Raw genomic sequence first — 18,935 nt, forward strand, 5'->3', positions numbered from 1 at the left:
AAAATTAAAAAAGATAGCTCCTAAATATTTTATTTATTTCTCATGTCTTTAAAGTAAAGATAACTGCACATCAAGTATGCATATCAAGAAAATTTTAAAAATACAGAGCATTTCATGTTATGAGTAAAATATACAAAAAAATATTATAATTTATGAAAAATAATATAACTTGTTATGATATATTATTATGGTCTTTGTTGTAATATATTAATATAATCTTTTTTAGTGAGAAATATTACATATATAAAAAAACTAAAGTAGTGCGCTTAATTTACAATGTTTCTGGTATATTTTAATCTCGCTCAAAACTCCAATATCAGAACATGACAGAATATATCGCTTGCTATTTAAGAACAAGAATACTTATTAGTACCTAAACATATCAGATGCATTATTTAGGATATAATCCTAACTGAATGAAAAATGACTTGCGATTAATCAACGGATATGTGATAAATATCCTAGCAAAACGAGATACAGCTCTGTGTGTGAGTAGCATCTTTCAGTAAAGAAGATCCGAGTAAAGACGTTCACGTTGCATACCGCTTCCTTGCCGAGCCTTAATTAATGCCTCATGCAGTAATGTTTCTAGTTTTTCTGAACGTAAAGCCCACGGGCGAATCATCTCTCTAAGGAATTTGTAAAATGGCAAAGATTAAAGGTCAGGTAAAGTGGTTTAACGAGTCTAAAGGTTTTGGTTTTATTACTCCTGCTGATGGAAGTAAAGATGTTTTTGTGCATTTTTCTGCTATTCAGGGTAACGGATTTAAGACTCTTGCTGAAGGTCAAAGCGTAGAATTTGAAATTCAAGATGGACAGAAAGGCCCCGCTGCCGTGAACGTTAGCGCGATCTGATATTGACTAGAGTTTGTTATTGATTTTGTTAGAGTAATCTAAACTGAAATCTTGATATAACCTTAATACCACATCTAGCTCCGTCAGAAATGACGGGGCTTTTATAATATTTTGAATAATTAATGTTATTATATATTAAATAACTTATCTGTTTTCATTAACTCTCTTTGAATTAAGCATTTTTAACTAAGCATGGTTTCAATGATAATTATTTTTTACTAATAAACCTATGCAAGATATGTGATTTTTTAACAAATTACATATTTCCGATTCATAGGTAATTGTTGGTTATATTTTACCGTTTTCCTGTATGTGTGGTACACCCCACTATTCAAAATCCAGTCACAATATTCACTTTATAATCAATTATTGTATCTTACAGACATGAGCGATAAATAAAATATTTAGAAACTATCTTTTTTAATTTTTAGAGAATTATTTTTAAATGTCTCTAGATCGTCTAAATAAGTAAAAAAATACCAGCAAATATCATAGATACTTATTTTAATCTTACATCGATCTCTTACTATATTGATTACTATGGTGGCTTCTATAGAGCTTTTATAATGCTGATATAATATTCATCTGCGTGTGATGAAAAAACCTTCTAATTTTAAAAATTTTTACTTTATATGTTAGAATATGTTAGAGAGAGAAAACTAACCTCACTAGAGATATTTGTGTAATTCTAATATCTCTAAATCAAATGTACTAGTCTAAATGCATCTAAAAAATTCGATGGTTAGACTTTGTACAATTGACAGAATTTAGCATATAAAACATATTATGCGCAGATTAGTTTATTACTACTTCAAAAAATAATAACATCATACTCTTTAAAAGATCATATACATTGCAAAGGATTTGAAAAAAAACTCACAAAAATATTTTCATTATATATTCTATTGTTAAAAATTTTATTTTTAACGTTAAATTATGATTCAAGTCTTTTATAGAAAAATAATAGATACAAAGCATTAAGCCTTCTAATAAATTTTTCAGACTTTCTATTGTAATTATGAAACAAGATACTAGAAGAATTTTGCTCATCTTAGCTATACTTAAAAAATAATTACATTATATATATCATAAAGAAAATACCTTCTAAAAAATCAAAATATCATATTTTTTGAAAAGCAGGACGCTTTAAAATATAAAGCGGATAAAAATATTATTATATCATGTCATGACATAGACTCAAAGTAAATGAATGCAAGACTGGTAGTCTTAAAAACTCATTAAAAATATGTATTCCAGTACTAATATTGTAAGTACTGTATTATATTGACATATCAAGATCATATCGTATGTACTATGTATTAGTAGGACACCATTATGGGAATACCGGATATCACTCTGGTTAAAAAATTCTTGCTTACTCTTCAAGAAGATATTTGCCAAAAACTAGAAAAAGCAGACTGCACTGGTATCTTTTTTAAAGATACCTGGCAATCACCAGGAAAAGGCACAGGGTGTAGTTGCATTCTTAAAAATGGAACAATATTTGAACAAATAGGCGTTAATTTTTCACACGTTTATGGAAATTCAATGCCTGTCTTTGCCACAGCAAACCGTCCTGATCTTACTGGTTGTCAATTCGAAGCAGTAGGTATTTCAGTGGTCATTCACCCTAATAATCCTTATGTACCAAGTAGCCATGCTAATATACGTTTCTTTATGGCAAAAAGATCAAAAAATACTCGCCCTATTTGGTGGTTTGGTGGTGGATTTGACTTAACACCATGTTATGGTTTTTCTGAAGATGTTGTTTTTTGGCATAAAACTGCCTATAATCTTTGTCAACCTTTTGGTGATGATTTATATGTGCGCTATAAAAAATGGTGCGATGACTATTTTTATCTTCAACATAGAAACGAGCAGCGTGGTGTTGGAGGATTATTCTTTGATGATCTACATGTAAATGGCTTTAATCACAGCTTTCAATTCGCGCAAGCTGTAGGTCATAGTTTTTGTGATGCCTATATACCAATTCTTGAAAAACGAAAAAAATTGAAGTGGGGTAATCGAGAGCGTAATTTTCAGCTTTATCGCCGTGGTCGCTATATTGAATTTAATCTTGTATATGATCGCGGCACATTATTTGGTCTGCATTCTGGAGGCCGTATAGAGTCAATTTTTATATCTATGCCACCGTTTGCTCGTTGGGAGTATGACTATAAACCTCAAAAAGGAAGTCCAGAAGAAATTCTTTATCGTGATTTTTTAATAGTTAAAGACTGGCTGAAGTAAATAAAAATGACATTGAAGATATCTGTATTATGTGATATATAATTATATAATATATAATTATTATAAAATTTCGTAATTTCTAAAATAGTTTTATGATATTTGGGAAATCATTTAAAACTCCAAAAATGTATTATCTAATATTTAATAGTGTAATTAAAATATTCTATACAACCCCAGCTGATCACGTGATGATTATATTGTATATGATAACCAACAATGTAAGGATAATAAAAGTATATATCAAATTTTATAGGTACCATAATACAATTAAATTAAATATTCAATAACATATATACTTCAATATCTTATAAAGTTCCAAATATTTCAATGTCTAGACAGTATTAATATTTATCATTTTAATGATTCTATTATTATATCATAATACAAACACTAATTATATAGGAAATCTAATCCTCTTCTCTAAAATAACTGGACTTTGCTATTTTAATTTTTTCTAATATTTTTAACATATACTTATTACAAGTCTAATTTTTATTAGTAAAATAGAAGTTTTATTGTTTTGATTAATGTTTAACACAGTATTTCGCTGTATACTATACTAAATTGTAATACATCAAAATCATGCAAAGTGCTATTACATACAGAGTATTACCTCATCTATAAACTATAAAAATATACCTCTGCAATAAAATTCTCGTAAGATTATGTTAAATTTATCAACTGGAGAAAAGAGTTCGTATCTATTTTAAAAAACACATTGAGTGATATAATATCATACCCTAATTTTATCTGTACTTAGTAGATAATTTTTAGGTAATCTACCGAACTACTGCTGCATACTTTTTGTCATATGCCTTTATCAATACATAGTATTGGCATATCAACATGAGAGTAAAAGCACCTTAAAAGTGATCTAGAATAATGAAAAAAGAGTATAATAGGCGTTTAAAATTAAGCTTAATCACGCAAATTATGATTGGATTAGCATGTGGCATTACTTTTGCTTGGTTATCAAAAAATTATGCAATAGCAGCTGGAATACTAGGAGAATTATTCATAAATGCATTAAAAGCAATTGCTCCTATATTAGTTTTAATGCTGATTCTTACCTCTATCTCTAATTATCATAAAAAAAAGAATAGTAACATTCGTCAAATTATAATATTGTACCTACTGAGTACATTTACTGCTTCAATAATAGCTTTAATCGCTAGCTATTTAGCTCCACAAAACCTAATATTAAAAACTTCTACTATTAATGTCACAACACCTCCTGCTAGTATTTTCGAGATTTTACATGGATTTGTGATTAGTATGATCACAAATCTCATTGAAGCATTAATGACTGCTAATTATATTAGTATTCTTATCTGGGGAATAGGATTAGGATTTGCATTTCGAAATAGCAGTGATCATACGCGCGCTTTTTTGAATGATATCTCACAAGCAATTACAAAATTAGTTTGTATCATTATGAAATTTGCACCGATTGGTATATTTGGTCTAATATCATCCAGCCTAGCCTCTACTGGATTTCATATAGTATGGCAATATGCCAATCTGATTAGTTTATTGATCGGATGCATGCTTGTAATTGCATTACTTCTCAACCCTATACTGGTATGGTGGCATATTCGTCGTAATCCTTATCCATTAGTTTTTACCTGTCTTCGCGAAAGCGGAATCACTGCCTTCTTTACTCGCAGCTCAGTTGCCAATATTCCAGTAAATATGGCTCTTGCAAAAAAACTAGGCTTAAGCCAAAATACCTACAAAGCATCTATTCCAATTGGAGCGAATATTAGTATGGCAGGAGCATCTATCACAATTACAGTGATGACATTAGCGGCCCTACATACTTTGCACATGAACTTACATATTTCTAGTGCGATGTTGCTCAGTATTGTAGCTTCTATCTGTGCATGTGGAGCATCTGCTATAGCAGGAGGCTCACTTCTTCTTATACCACTAGTTTGTCATATGTTTGGCATTCCCCATGAGGTGGCGATGCAAGTAATCGGGATTGGTTTTATTATTAGTATATTACAAGATTCCGCAGAAACCGCATTGAATTCATCAGCAGGTATTTTATTTACCGCTGCTGTTTGTATAGCCGAAGAAAATCAACGCGAGAGACGAATCCAATTTTCTACTACAGTATCACCTTTTTTAGATAAGCAAGATATTCATAAGAGAAAAAATTATTGATAATTTATATATACACGCAACATCATCAGAAAAATTGGATTGTGCTAAAATAATATATCTATACTAAAATATGCTTAAATAACCACTATAATAATATATTTATTATTTTATATAATCTTTTCTTGATTACTATATAGCACAAATAATTCATAATAATAATAAAAATTACTTAATAGTATATTAGTTAGATAATATTAATAAGAACTGATAACACTATATACATTCTATGATTAATAAAATAAAATTTTGATAAAATAGTTTATTTTTTGAAATGAAATACTAATACGCATTCAGAGTTTTTACGCGTATAGTATACGTTGTATTCTGTATACTTTATTTTAATCAAAACTATAGTTACAAATATTTTTTGGACCTTATAAAATATATATTACATAAATAAATCTGACTATGTTATAAATAGAGGTGTATATTTTTATACATTTTATTTAGTACAATCAAATCAATCAAGCAACACCTAATATATGATATAATATCATTATATAAATTAAAATTTTATATCCTTGCGTTATAAGCTCTATGATTAGATAGATCTTATATGCTAGAAAAACTACCATAAATATTATTATGCTTTACATTACACATAATTACATTATCACGTTCTGATTTGTATATCACAACAAAAGATTGTACAATAATTTTTATCTATTATAAAAAAGAAAAAGTTATACTTTTATTATCGCATACTTTGTCAATCTCACTAAATCAATATGCACAAAGAAAGAAATTCTTGATCACGTAATTTATATACTTGGCTAATGTTTTTGGAACAATTTGCTTTTTAAAAGAATCTTATTACGCATATATAACTCTCACGTAATTGCACACTCTGCACTGACTAACTGCAAACGATACATTTGCCAATATCTACCTCGCATTGCTAATAATGTTTGATGGTTACCTTTCTCGACTATCTGACCTCGATGTAATACAAGAATAGTATCTGCTTCAATAATCGTTGAAAGTCGATGAGCAATAACTACTAATGTAGTATGCTGTCGAACTAAACATAACGCTTTTTGAATCGCTTGTTCTGTTCCAGAATCAATATTAGCAGTCGCTTCATCTAAAATCAGTATCTGTGGGATAATAACTAACACCCTTGCTATCGCTAATAGTTGCTTTTGCCCAATAGATAAACAGTTACCTTGCTCTCCTAGCTCTGTAAAAATACCTTGAGGCATAGAACGTGCTAGGTCATCTAATTGCACTGCACTTAATACATCCCATACTGCCTGCTCAGTAATATCTCTACCTAAGCTCACATTAGAAAACAAAGTATCTGCTAGAACTACCGGATCCTGCTGAACCATTGCTATACTATTTCTTAATGCAGAATGACTTAACGAAGAAATCGATCTGCTATCAAGATATATCTCACCATCACTTAGAGGATAATACCCCATTAACAAATTGGCTAATGTACTTTTGCCGCTTCCAGTTTGTCCAACTAATGCCACAAAATGACGCTCTGGTATTGATATGTTAATTTTTTTTAACACAGGATAACCAGAACGATAACTAAATGTAAGATTAAAAATATCAATTTTTCCACCACTTAATGGCTGAATATCTTTACCATAAGGCTGACAAGGTGAATCCATTAGTTCAAAAATTCTCTCACCTGCTACAGCAGCCTGCTGCAAAATAGACTGCTGCGTAGTAATCTCAATTAGTGGCTCATTAAGACGAGACAAATAATTAATAAAAGCATATAGAATTCCAACTTCTATTGTACTATCTGAGGAACAGCCATATAACATCATTAACCCGCATAATATTAACGCAGAGAAAAGACTCAGAAGAGGTCTTAATAAAAACCCTTCTAATCGGATAATATCCATGCGTGCCCTGTAATGTAAGTGGCTAGCCTTACCCATGCGCTTACCAAAACGATCTTGTTGACGAAATTGCTGGATAATGCTCATGCCATTAATAACTTCATTAAAACCATTATTAATGTCCGCCAAACAACTCCGTAACCGTCGAACAATCGGTGTACTATGACGTTGATATATTAACATAACTGTTAGAACTGCTGGAAAAATAGTGATTGCCATTAAAGCCATGCGCCAATTAAGAGTAAACATTGCTATGAGCATAGATCCAACTAGAGCGGCACTACGCAGTGCAGTCGAAACCACAGTTACATACAGATCCCGTACTACCTCAGTATCATTAGTAACCCTAGAGATAATTTGACCAACAGGTTGTGTATCAAACGCACTTAGTGGCTGACGCAAAGCTGCATCCATAACATTAGTACGCAAATGTTGTACAACGCCCACTGCAATTTGGTTAAACCACAATGCCTGCCAATAATACAGCAATGCCGCAAATACCTGCAGCAAGAGATAACTTATAATAATTACGCCAGAAAAAAAATTAAAAGGCATATGACGTTCATCAATTTGATCAATAAAACAGCTAATTAACACTGATCCTAATACTTCAGATCCAGCTGCAACCCATAACATAACTACCGCCCAGCAAAGTGATTTTTTCCATGGGGCGCCATAAGACAAAAGGCGTTTAATAGTTGGCCAGAGCCGAATAGAATTACTCACGAGGTACTCTACATGTTATATTATCTTGACCCAGTTCTTCTTCTAACTGCTGATAACGATACATCTCTCGATACCAACCTTTTCTCGAGGTTAACTGTTGATGATCTCCACGCTGTATTACTGTGCCATTCTTTAATACTAAAATTTCACTCGCCTCAGATAAAACAGATAAACGGTGAGCTGTAATAATTACTGTACGTTTTTCTCCCCAATGTCGTAAGTTATGCATAATTTTATACTCAGTTCGACCATCTACAGCAGAGAGAGCATCATCTAATATAAGAATTTCAGCATTTAATAATAATGCTCGAGCAATAGCAATCCGTTGCTTTTGTCCGCCAGAAAGCATTATTCCACGCTCACCAACTTCTGTATCATACCCCTGAGGTAAATGTAATATATCTTCATGAACATGAGCAAGGCGAGCTACATACTCAATATCATACTGTGTAGCTGCAGGACTACCTAATGCAATATTCTGCGCCACACTGTCAGAAAATAAAAATGGGGTCTGACTGACTACTGCCAACCTACTACGCCAAATATCTAAACGTAACTCAGATAGGGAAGTATTATGAAACTGAATGTCACCGAAATCAATGTCGAAATGACGTTGAATTAAACTCAAAAAAGTGCTTTTTCCTGATCCGGTTGGCCCGCATAAACCAAGCATTTGTCCTGGCTGAATAGTGATACTTAAATCAAATAATGCAATTTTATTACAGTTAGGATAACAAAATCTCTGAATAGAAATTTTTAAAAAACCGCGCTCCTTTGGTAATGTTTTTTTACCATCAGGAACTACTGGCGCTTCTTCCAGCAAAGCATAAATCCGACTCCAAGCTGCACTACCACGTTCTACAATATTAAACATCCACGCAAATGCTAACATTGGCCAGATCATCAAACCAAGGTACATTATGAAACTAGTTAGCTGACCAAGAGTCATAGATCCATGCCAAACCATCCAGCTACCCCCAACAACCGCCAAAAGACTTGATATTGCCACAAAAAGATAAATTGTTGGATCAAAGCGCGCATCAATGCGGGCTGCTCGTAAATTTTGATCTCCTGTATCTTTCGCAATAATAGCAAATTTCTCTGATTGATGACCTTCTAGACCGAATGCTTTAATCATTCGGATACTACTTAGACTTTCTTGAGTTTGATCATTTAATGACGAAAAAGCAGCTTGCACCTTTTTAAAACGCTTATGTAATTGCTGTCCGTAACATTTTATTATACATGCCATGATAGGCATCGGAATCAAAGCTAATAAAGTAAGACTCAAGCTAATTTGATGAATCATAACTACCAAAACTGTGAACCCCATAACTACAGAATCCACCAAAGTTAAAAATCCCTCTCCAGCAGCAAACACCACACAATCTACATCATTAGTGGCCCGTGCAATCAAATCACCAGTTCTATGACGTAAATAAAAAGCAGGGTTCTGTCGACTGAGCTTCTGATAAAAACCATCACGCAGTTCTACCGCGAGATGATAAGAAGCTCCAAACAATAACACACGCCACATATAATGGAGAAAATATACAATAATCGCTGTAAGTAACATTACAACAATCCACTTTATGAGCTGGAAATTGCTAAAACCCCCTTGCTTAACACCATCTACAATTTTACCGACAATATGCGGTGGAAAAAGTTTAAGCACAGCAATTATAAGTAGAAGCAAAACAGCACCAAGATAACGGCGCCACTCTCGCAAAAAATACCAACTTAATTGGCTAAACAATTGCACTAGAAAAAATCCTGATTATCAACTGAATTAGCAAGATTAAAACCACCACTTAAATAGAAACCGGTAAAGCAGTAGTGTATTTTATTTCTTCCATAGCAAAACTTGAAGTTACATCAAGCAAAGCAGGAACTCCATTGAGTAGTTTTTTGTAAAAAAAATCATAACTTTTTATATTAGCCACTTGCACTCTCAAGAAATAATCGTACTCCCCAGCCATACGATACAAACCCATAACTTCTGGCATCGCTTTTACTACACTAACAAACTGATAAAACCAGTCTCGACTATGCTGATTAGTTTTAATTAAAACAAAAACAGTAACATCAAGACCTAACTTCTTGCTATCTAGAAGCGCTACTCGTGCCCGAATATAACCTTCATCCTCTAATCTTTTCAAACGTTTCCAACAAGGGGTTGTTGTAAGACAGATGCGCTCTGCTAAGACGTGTAAAGACAAAGTACAATCCTGTTGTAAAAAGTTTAACAATAAACGATCTTTTTTATCCAGCATTATCGGTAGCAAAATATTCTCCTTTTAATTATCTTAGAAGTGTGATTTTAGCAACCTTTTCTCCTAATATCTCGTTAGTCTAATCTATATACTAAACTTACTACACACATAGGAGGAAGGATGAACAGAAAAATTTATCATAACCTTTTAATAATAGGTTTATTTATAACTGTTTGTCTTACCTGGGGTACAACATGGATAGCCATGAAAATTATCGTCTCTACAGTACCACCTGTTTTTGCTACCGGACTAAGATTCCTTTGCGCTGCTCCATTATTATTGATTCTGGCTTACTATAAAAAAGCCCCATTATTATTTCCATCTGGTCAATTTGGTTTTCAGTTATGCGTTACATTGTTCTATTTTGCCATACCTTTTACTTTAATGCTTTATGGCGAACGTTATACTTCTTCTGGTCTAGCATCTATTATTTTTGCTACAATGCCAGCTGCTGTTTTAACATTATCCTTGATTATACTAAGAGAGCGCGCGACTGTACGACAAATACTTGGCTTAGCTATCAGCATTGTAACCTTAAGTATTATTTTATGGTATGAAGGCCATTCCAGCATACAAAATCAACGATATGGCATAATAGCACTCTTAATAGCAGTACTTATGCATGCTGTTATGTATGTCCAATGTAAAAAACGTTGTGTTGGAATTTCTATTCTTAGCTATAATGCCTTACCTTCTTTAGGTGCTGGTATACTACTAACAACGCTTGGATTAAGTGAATCACCTAATTTTCATGCATTTACTTTACAATCACTTTTATCAATAAGTTACCTAGGTATTGTTGCTGGTGTTGGAGGAGTTCTAGCATATTTTGCTTTACAACAAATTACTCAGCCCTTTAAAGCATCTTTAGTTTTTATGATTTTTCCAATAATTGCAGTAATACTAGACAATATAATTAACGGAAGTAGCATTAGTTATCAATCCATAATCTTGCTAATTCCTTTTCTACTTGGAATGATCCTTATATTACATCGTTATCCTCAAAGACCTAACGCTTTATGAGCTCATTAGGTCTAAAAAATATTCTCTTAACTTAACATAATTGCTCATACCTAAGTGCCTCCAACACAAAATAATCATACTAGGTAAATAGTTCATAATTTGTCTGCTTAAATCTTACCAGACCAACGCGTAAGATTTTATAGTTGTAGCATATAAAATTATTTATATCTCTCTATTATTCTACCTGCTTTAAATTTATGTAAAGTATGAACAATTAGGTAAAAATTATTGATGAGCTCGCGATAACGTTTATTTAACATGCTGCCTTTATTATCTAATTATTTATTTTATTTACTCTTTAAGTTAGATTAATAGTAAATAAAATAATAATCTTACTCATTAAATCGAGAAAAGCGTGCCTTAGAGAGGTGTTGATTGCATGTATTACACTAAATTATAATTAAAATTATACGGTAGACAGCAACCTATTACTTGTCTTTTATTATATTACAGAAAACAACCAAAACAAAAATAATATTGATTTATAATTGGTCAGTTGATATTAATTCAAATAATAAAGGTCTTAATGAAGATAATTAATAAAAAAATTATAAAAATTTTTTATATAATGCTTAAAGATACCAATTAAAAATAATTAAGAAAATAAAACGCTTAAAGAACAAAAAACACATCAGCTAAGCTCTTCCATAAAATTAGATAAACAATCATAATCAGTACAAAAACAACTATACTTCTCTACACCAAGGATCTGACGCACATATTTTTTAAAATAACACTATTTTCGCTTTTAATAAAATGTAAAAAATATCATTGCAATTCTTATCAAGAACTAAACTGTATTTTTTGGTTAATCAGAACTAGCATGATAATAAAAATTATAGTATGATTAAAATAATTTTCTTTTTCTTTAAAATATTTAATAAAAAAAATTTAATAATAAACGAATTTAGAAAATAAGATAACTGCTTAAAAAAACCATTTAAAAATGCAATAGAATTTTATTCTTACTAGCATTACCACTAATCACTGTATCATAAATTGTCTGCAATAATATTGCAGACATCATAGAGTCAATGAATAATATTTATTATAACGCTAGAACAGAAAATAATATTCAGTAATTTTTAGTAGAAAATATTATAATTCGAATATATGTAGACTACAGGGATAGCTAAAATTCTTAATTAATTATTATTCTAGCAATTTACCTATCTTAAATAAAACTAAAAAAGAACGGGATGCATCTATAATAAAGAAAATAATCAAATAGAAAAAATTTCTTTTAATTCTAATCCTGAGGATCTATTTAATTTAAAGAAAAACCTACGAGCTTACTGCTCTACTAAAAACTAGTCATGCATTCTTAAATGACATTATCGCAAGATATAAGCATAATATTATCGCATTATACCAACAATCATTATCAAATTAAATGCTTGCTATTTTCTTTTCTATTATTTTTCTATTATATTTAAAAATTTATTTTGTTTTTATGTAAATTAATAATTTTCTCTGCAAATCTATTCCACAAAATCACAAAATACTAGTTCACATTAAAAATCTTTACATACAAAATATAATTAAAAAATTAAAAGAATCGCTTTTCAGCGTATTAATTTTACAAATTTCTACAATAATCTAATAATAAATAACAAGGTATATTTTTATATAGATACATAACATAAATGATAAAAATATGAGAATATAATACCTTCTTTCTTTTCAACACTATTATATAATATAGAAAAATTCCTAACATGCAAAAATCATAATCATGCTAACGATTGTTATCATATGTAAGATATATCATCATATTTTATTTAATTGAATTATCTAAACGTTAAATAGTTGCAAATAAATTTTCTAATATGCAATTGAAGTAATATATAGCAGAATTTTATAATCTAATATTAGATTATATTTACACAGAAAGTATGTAAGTATATATATTTTGTATAATTTTATTTATAAGAATGGTTCATTTTTTATAAAAACCTCTCGTCACTTTTGTTACATGTTATTATATTATATATTATTATTCAATTTTATAATTATGATAAAAAGATAGCAATCATTGTATAAATTATTCAAGAAATAAGAAGTAATATTACATACGACATATGGGGTAGATATAAATATATAATGTTATAGACATATTGTATTCCACTATGTTATATGCAGAAATTATTTATAGTACATATAGACTAAATCTATCGATTGCACTTATCTTCGTCCTGAGTTAATCAAAAAAGTTATAAAATTTTTTCCAATATTCAGAACAACTAAAAACTTAATCTTGAAAAACTTTTTATATGCACCAATCACGAAAATGTTAACAAGAACAACAGTATACTCAATGGATATTGACATTGAAATAAAAATGACATAACAGTTCTAACATAATCTATCTAAATATATGTTACAAAGAACAACTTTATAGAGTTTTATTCTGAATAACAAAATCATTATAAATGTTCTATATTTTTTCTAAAAAATTCAATTTTTCTAAACAATTCAATATTAAAATCATTAAAATAGTTATCAAAATAAAAACTTATAATTAAGTGCATCATCTGGCAGTCCATAGAATGCAATAGATTTTATTACATCGAGTAGTAAAAACCAGCACAATTAATATTATCAATATAACTCATATTAATGAAAAATATTTCTAAATAAGTCCAAAAATACTTTTTATTATTATATTGTTAATACATTGTGAAAAAATTTAAAAATTTATATGATTTATCATGCCCAACTGGTAACGTTATATACAATCATGTATATCGACTCTCTGCTGGGTACATTAAAAATTAGATAACAACCTTCCAGAAGTAACGTTTTCTTAAGATAACTTTTAAAAATAAAATATAGCTATTATTATCAAGGTCATTCAATGAAACTTAGCGTATACAATAAAAAGATAAAAATTCTGTCATTAACCACAATGGTATTAATTTTTTTATTATCTAGTGGTTGCGATGTTACACTACTAAACCCTAAAGGGCAGATAGCTATAGAACAACGCTCGTTAATTATCACAGCTTTTTGTGTAATGATGATAGTTGTTATCCCAGCGATTATCTTATCTATAGTATTTGCCTATAGATATCGAGAATCTAATACAACTGCAATATATAACCCAGACTGGGAAAATTCCAAAACAATAGAAGCTGTAGTATGGATTGTACCTATTGTAATAATTATATTCCTTGGTATTCTTACATGGAAGTCTACTCATCTACTTGAGCCGAGAAATTCACTAAAATCACATATTAACCCTATCACTATTGAAGTAGTTGCGCTCGATTGGAAATGGTTATTTATTTATCCTAAACAAGGCATTGCCACTGTTAATGAAATAGTTTTTCCGGTAAATTGTCCTATACATTTCAAAATTACCTCAGATACTGTAATGAACTCTTTTTTTATCCCAACTCTTGGCAGTCAAATGTATGCAATGCCTGGAATGCAAACACAGTTACATTTAATTGCTAATGAAGTAGGCAAATTTAGTGGAATCTCTTCTAATTATAGCGGCAATGGATTCTCCAAGATGAAATTCCAAGCTATTGCTACTAATAATTTTAGTGAATTTAACCAGTGGATATCGAAAGCTAAGCAATCCTCGAAAACTTTAATGAACATAGATGATGTTAAGTATTTAGGTTCATTAAAAAATGATAATTCTGTTCAGTTTTTTTCACATGTAAAACCAGAACTGTTTAAAAATATCATTCATCAATTCGATTTAAAGAATAAAGGAGATATAACAATTCCTCCTAAAATAAATGTCAATCCTGTTAATATGAAATTATATAATACAAACCCTATTTAGAGCTTAAAGTTAAATTAACTTAGTAACATACCACAAATAATATCTACTCTATATCGCGCGAAATAATGAGGAAATACACGATGTTAGGCAAGTTAACCCTAGATGCAATCCCATTCCATGAACCAATTATCATGGTTACAGTTGCTGCTATTATTTGTATTGGTATTGCTATATCTGGGGTTATTACGTATTTTAGAAAATGGACATATTTATGGTCTGAATGGTTTACCTCTGTAGATCATAAAAAGCTTGGCATAATGTATATTATTATGGGATTTGTAATGTTATTACGAGGTTTTGCTGATGCAATCATGATGCGCACTCAGCAGGTTATTGCCTCCTCTGGACAAGAAGGTTTTTTATCAGCTCACCACTATGATCAAATTTTTACCGCACATGGTGTGATTATGATTTTTTTTGTAGCCATGCCATTTGTAGTAGGTTTGATCAATATCATAGTACCACTACAGATTGGTGCAAGAGACGTAGCATTTCCATTCCTAAATAACCTGAGCTTTTGGTTAACAGCCGCAGGTGTTATTTTGATTAACTTATCACTAGGTCTTGGTGAATTCGCGCAAACAGGTTGGTTAGCTTATCCACCACTATCTGAACCTGAATATAATCCAGGAGTTGGCGTTGATTATTGGATATGGAGCTTGCAAATTTCTGGTCTTGCTACAACACTCACAGGAATAAACTTTATAGTCACAATTCTAAAGATGCGCACAACAGGAATGACTATGTTTAAAATGCCGGTATTTACCTGGACATCTCTGTGTACTAGCGTTCTGATTGTAGCCGCATTCCCGGTGCTAACTGTGACACTTGCATTGCTCACTTTAGATCGCTACTTACACTTCCATTTCTTTAGTAATGAAATGGGCGGAAATATGATGATGTATGTTAATCTGATCTGGATTTGGGGTCATCCAGAAGTATATATCCTAGTTTTACCAGTCTTTGGAATATTTTCTGAAGTAGTGGCTACTTTTTCGCATAAAAGATTATTCGGTTACACATCACTAGTTTGGGCGACAATCGTCATTACAATTTTATCTTTTATTGTCTGGTTACACCATTTTTTCACGATGGGCGCAGGAGCAAATGTTAACGCTTTTTTTGGAATTATGACGATGATTATCGCCATTCCTACTGGTGTAAAAATATTTAACTGGTTATTCACAATGTATCAAGGTCGAATTACACTACATCCAGCAATGCTATGGACTATGGGTTTTTTAATTACTTTCTCTTTAGGAGGTATGGCAGGTGTTCTATTGGCCATACCTGGAGCAGATTTTGTTCTACATAATAGTTTATTTTTAGTAGCTCATTTTCATAACGTAATTATTGGTGGCGTAGTATTCGGGTGCTTTGCAGGCATAACCTACTGGTTTCCGAAAGCATTTGGATTTATTTTAGACGAAACTTGGGGGATTCGTGCATTTTGGTTCTGGATTGTCGGCTTCTTTTTTGCTTTTATGCCACTTTATGTCTTAGGTTTTATGGGAATGACACGTCGTCTTAGTCAGGATATCGATCCACAGTTTCATTCAATGTTAGTTGTTGCTGCAAGTGGTGCCGCCTTAATCAGCTGTGGTGTGATTTGTCAAATTATTCAATTTTATGTTACGATACGTGATCGCGCCAAGAACCGTGATCTCACTGGTGATCCGTGGAATGGACGTACTTTAGAGTGGTCTACTTCATCACCAGCTCCATTTTATAATTTTGCTGTTTTACCCAAAGTAGATACACGTGATGCTTTTTGGGCTATAAAAGAAAAAATGAACAGACAGAGTCAAAATAAGACCTTTGTGGCAAAAGTGGATTATATAGAAATTCATATGCCAAAAAATAGCAGCGCTGGAGTTATAATCGCATTTTTTAGTCTAATTTTTGGTTTTTCTATGATCTGGTATATTTGGTGGCTTGTTGTTATATCTTTATTAGCGATTCTCCTTTTTTGGGGGGCAAAAAGTTTTGATGATGACGCGCATTACTTGGTATCTATCGAAGAGATTTTAGCAACTGAAAATCATCATTTCGAGGAAAAAAAGCAAGATAGGATTAAAAATGTTAACTAAAGCCCTAATTAAAAACCAAAATATAGAAACACAAAAAATATTTGGGTTCTGGCTATATTTAATGAGTGACTGCATAATTTTTGCAACACTATTTGCTACATATGGCGTCATCGTCAATAATGTCGCTAATGGACCTACAGGTAAGGATTTTTTTAACCTACAATGCGTATTGCTTGAAACTATCCTTCTTTTATTGAGTTCTGTAATGCATGGTTTAGCTATTATTCAAATGAATTTAGGACGAAAAAATTCAGTAGTAGGCTATCTAGTACTAACTTTTTTATTTTCTGTTGGGTTTATTAGCATAGAGAGTGCTGAATTTTTAGATCTTTTTAACAGAGGCATCACCCCTCATCTTAGTGGATTCTTATCTGGATTTTTTACTCTAGTTGGTGCGCATGGCTTGCATGTAATTTTTGGTATGCTCTGGATGCTTCTATTGATATCGCAAATAATCAGCAAAGGTTTAACCAAAGTCAATCGTATACGTCTTACATGTCTAAGCCTTTTTTGGCACTTCCTAGATATTGTATGGATTTGTGTATTCACTATTGTATATCTTATAGGGGAGGTTTAATGAGATATCCGATAAAAAAAAATAGTGATACCTGTGCTAACCTTAAAACTTATCTAAGAGGTTTTATTTTTTCTGTTATTTTAACTGTTATTCCATTTTGGATGGTTATAACTAAAACAGGGTCAAAAAACGCAATCTTATCTCTCGTAATAATCTGTGCAATTATTCAAGTTTTTGTGCATTTGATATATTTTTTGCATTTAAACAGAAAATCAGAAGAAGGATGGAACTTAATTGCTCTTCTATTTTCAGCACTGATCGTTCTTATTATAATTATTGGCTCGCTATGGATTATGTGGAATCTCAATTGCAATATGATGGACTCTTAGTTTGAAATTGAAATACTATGAGATCATAGATCACTTGACTGCTAGATATATACAGGTAACTAAGCCAGGTATTGTTTGTGGAAATTTAATTTCTGTCATTGGAGGTTTTTTACTTTCCTCTCAAGATAACATTAATTACGTATTACTTCTTTTTACTGTTTTAGGCGTCGGGCTAGTAATTGCATCTAGCTGTGTATATAATAACTTTATAGATCGTGATATTGATAAAAAAACCAATCGAACTAAAAATCGAGTATTAGCTCAAGGATTAATCTCTGCAAAATGCAGCCTGATTTATGCGACTATATTAGGAATCATTGGTTTTACTATATTATATGTAGCAGTCAATTTTCTTTCGATGTTAATCGCTGCTATAGGCATGATAATCTATGTTGGTGTGTATAGTTTATATATGAAACGTAATTCCATTCATAGTACGTTAGTTGGAAGCCTTTCTGGTGCGACGCCACCAATAATTGGTTATTGTGCAATCTCTGGCCAACTACAGCCAGGCGCACTCATACTACTTATTATCTTTAGTTTGTGGCAGATTCCACATTCTTACGCCATAGCTATATATCAACTTCAGGATTATCAGTTAGCTAATATTCCTATTATGCCAGCAGTTAAAGGTATTTTTGCAACAAAAAATTATATCATTTTATATATTATATTATTTATTGTGGCAACTCTAATGTTAAAAATTTTTGGTTACACTGGATATAAATATCTAGCGGTGGTTTCTACAGTAAATGCTTGGTGGTTGATGACGGCTATATCAGGTTATTGGACAAAAAATAATTTTATGTGGGCTCGTAAACTGTTTCTTATTTCAATTGTAGTCATGATAACTTTAAGTATTATGATGTCTGTTGATGTAATAAAATTAAATCTAAAACTTACACCAATACTTCTAAGTTAAAACTTAGAAGTATTATCTTATATGCAACAAAGAACAACAATATGTTATTATTCTATTTTGTAT

Annotated in this window: 12 protein-coding genes; 9 read left to right on the forward strand and 3 right to left on the reverse strand. The window is 31.1% G+C overall.

The window, feature by feature from the left end; translation table 11 throughout:
- Positions 1-645: 645 nt before the first annotated feature.
- The 3 genes from cspE (at position 646) to sstT (ending at position 5,274) form a co-directional block, all read left to right on the forward strand.
- Positions 646-855, forward strand: coding sequence for a transcription antiterminator/RNA stability regulator CspE (gene cspE, locus ERCISPPA3004_RS02665; RefSeq protein ID WP_157990551.1), 210 nt, complete (start codon positions 646-648; stop codon positions 853-855).
- Between the two features lie 1,335 nt (positions 856-2,190).
- Positions 2,191-3,105, forward strand: coding sequence for an oxygen-dependent coproporphyrinogen oxidase (gene hemF / locus ERCISPPA3004_RS02670; RefSeq protein WP_157990552.1), 915 nt, complete (start codon positions 2,191-2,193; stop codon positions 3,103-3,105).
- 882 nt (positions 3,106-3,987) lie between these two features.
- A complete protein-coding gene (gene sstT, locus ERCISPPA3004_RS02675) occupies positions 3,988-5,274 on the forward strand; it encodes a serine/threonine transporter SstT (protein ID WP_157990553.1) in 1,287 nt (428 codons plus the stop codon).
- 830 nt (positions 5,275-6,104) lie between these two features.
- Here sstT and ERCISPPA3004_RS02680 read toward each other — a convergent pair.
- The 3 genes from ERCISPPA3004_RS02680 to ERCISPPA3004_RS02690 are packed head-to-tail and all read right to left on the reverse strand — an operon-like array spanning position 6,105 to position 10,132.
- A complete protein-coding gene (locus ERCISPPA3004_RS02680) occupies positions 6,105-7,859 on the reverse strand; it encodes a SmdB family multidrug efflux ABC transporter permease/ATP-binding protein (protein WP_157990554.1) in 1,755 nt (584 codons plus the stop codon).
- Complete coding sequence (locus ERCISPPA3004_RS02685) at positions 7,852-9,621, reverse strand: SmdA family multidrug ABC transporter permease/ATP-binding protein (RefSeq protein ID WP_157990555.1); 1,770 nt, start codon at positions 9,619-9,621, stop codon at positions 7,852-7,854. The genes ERCISPPA3004_RS02680 and ERCISPPA3004_RS02685 overlap by 8 nt, the downstream gene beginning before the upstream one ends.
- A 49-nt stretch (positions 9,622-9,670) precedes the next feature.
- Entirely contained in the window at positions 9,671-10,132 is a 462-nt protein-coding gene (locus tag ERCISPPA3004_RS02690; protein WP_157990697.1) for an Lrp/AsnC family transcriptional regulator, read from the reverse strand.
- A gap of 120 nt (positions 10,133-10,252) precedes the next feature.
- Here ERCISPPA3004_RS02690 and ERCISPPA3004_RS02695 point away from each other — a divergent pair, with 120 nt between their 5' ends.
- The 6 genes from ERCISPPA3004_RS02695 to cyoE all read left to right on the forward strand — a co-directional run bounded on the left by ERCISPPA3004_RS02695 (position 10,253) and on the right by cyoE (position 18,872).
- The gene (locus tag ERCISPPA3004_RS02695) at positions 10,253-11,155 is read left to right on the forward strand and encodes a DMT family transporter (RefSeq protein ID WP_174232770.1); all 903 of its coding nucleotides are present in this window, start codon (positions 10,253-10,255) and stop codon (positions 11,153-11,155) included.
- 2,857 nt (positions 11,156-14,012) lie between these two features.
- Positions 14,013-14,954, forward strand: a complete 942-nt coding sequence (cyoA, locus tag ERCISPPA3004_RS02700; protein ID WP_157990556.1) for a ubiquinol oxidase subunit II — start codon at positions 14,013-14,015, stop codon at positions 14,952-14,954.
- 80 nt (positions 14,955-15,034) lie between these two features.
- Positions 15,035-17,044 (forward strand): cytochrome o ubiquinol oxidase subunit I, encoded by a 2,010-nt coding sequence (gene cyoB / locus ERCISPPA3004_RS02705; protein ID WP_157990557.1) that lies wholly within the window; start codon positions 15,035-15,037, stop codon positions 17,042-17,044.
- Positions 17,034-17,621, forward strand: a complete 588-nt coding sequence (cyoC, locus tag ERCISPPA3004_RS02710) for a cytochrome o ubiquinol oxidase subunit III (protein WP_157990558.1) — start codon at positions 17,034-17,036, stop codon at positions 17,619-17,621. The genes cyoB and cyoC overlap by 11 nt, the downstream gene beginning before the upstream one ends.
- Positions 17,621-17,950 carry a cytochrome o ubiquinol oxidase subunit IV gene (gene cyoD, locus ERCISPPA3004_RS02715; RefSeq protein WP_157990559.1) on the forward strand — a complete coding sequence of 110 codons (330 nt, stop codon included), beginning with the start codon at positions 17,621-17,623 and terminating at the stop codon, positions 17,948-17,950. Before cyoC ends, cyoD begins: the two co-directional genes overlap by 1 nt.
- 34 nt (positions 17,951-17,984) lie before the next feature.
- Positions 17,985-18,872, forward strand: coding sequence for a heme o synthase (gene cyoE, locus ERCISPPA3004_RS02720; protein WP_157990560.1), 888 nt, complete (start codon positions 17,985-17,987; stop codon positions 18,870-18,872).
- Positions 18,873-18,935: the final 63 nt, after the last annotated feature.

It is taken from the genome of Candidatus Erwinia haradaeae (genome assembly GCF_900698995.1).
Taxonomy (GTDB): domain Bacteria; phylum Pseudomonadota; class Gammaproteobacteria; order Enterobacterales; family Enterobacteriaceae; genus Erwinia_E; species Erwinia_E haradaeae_C.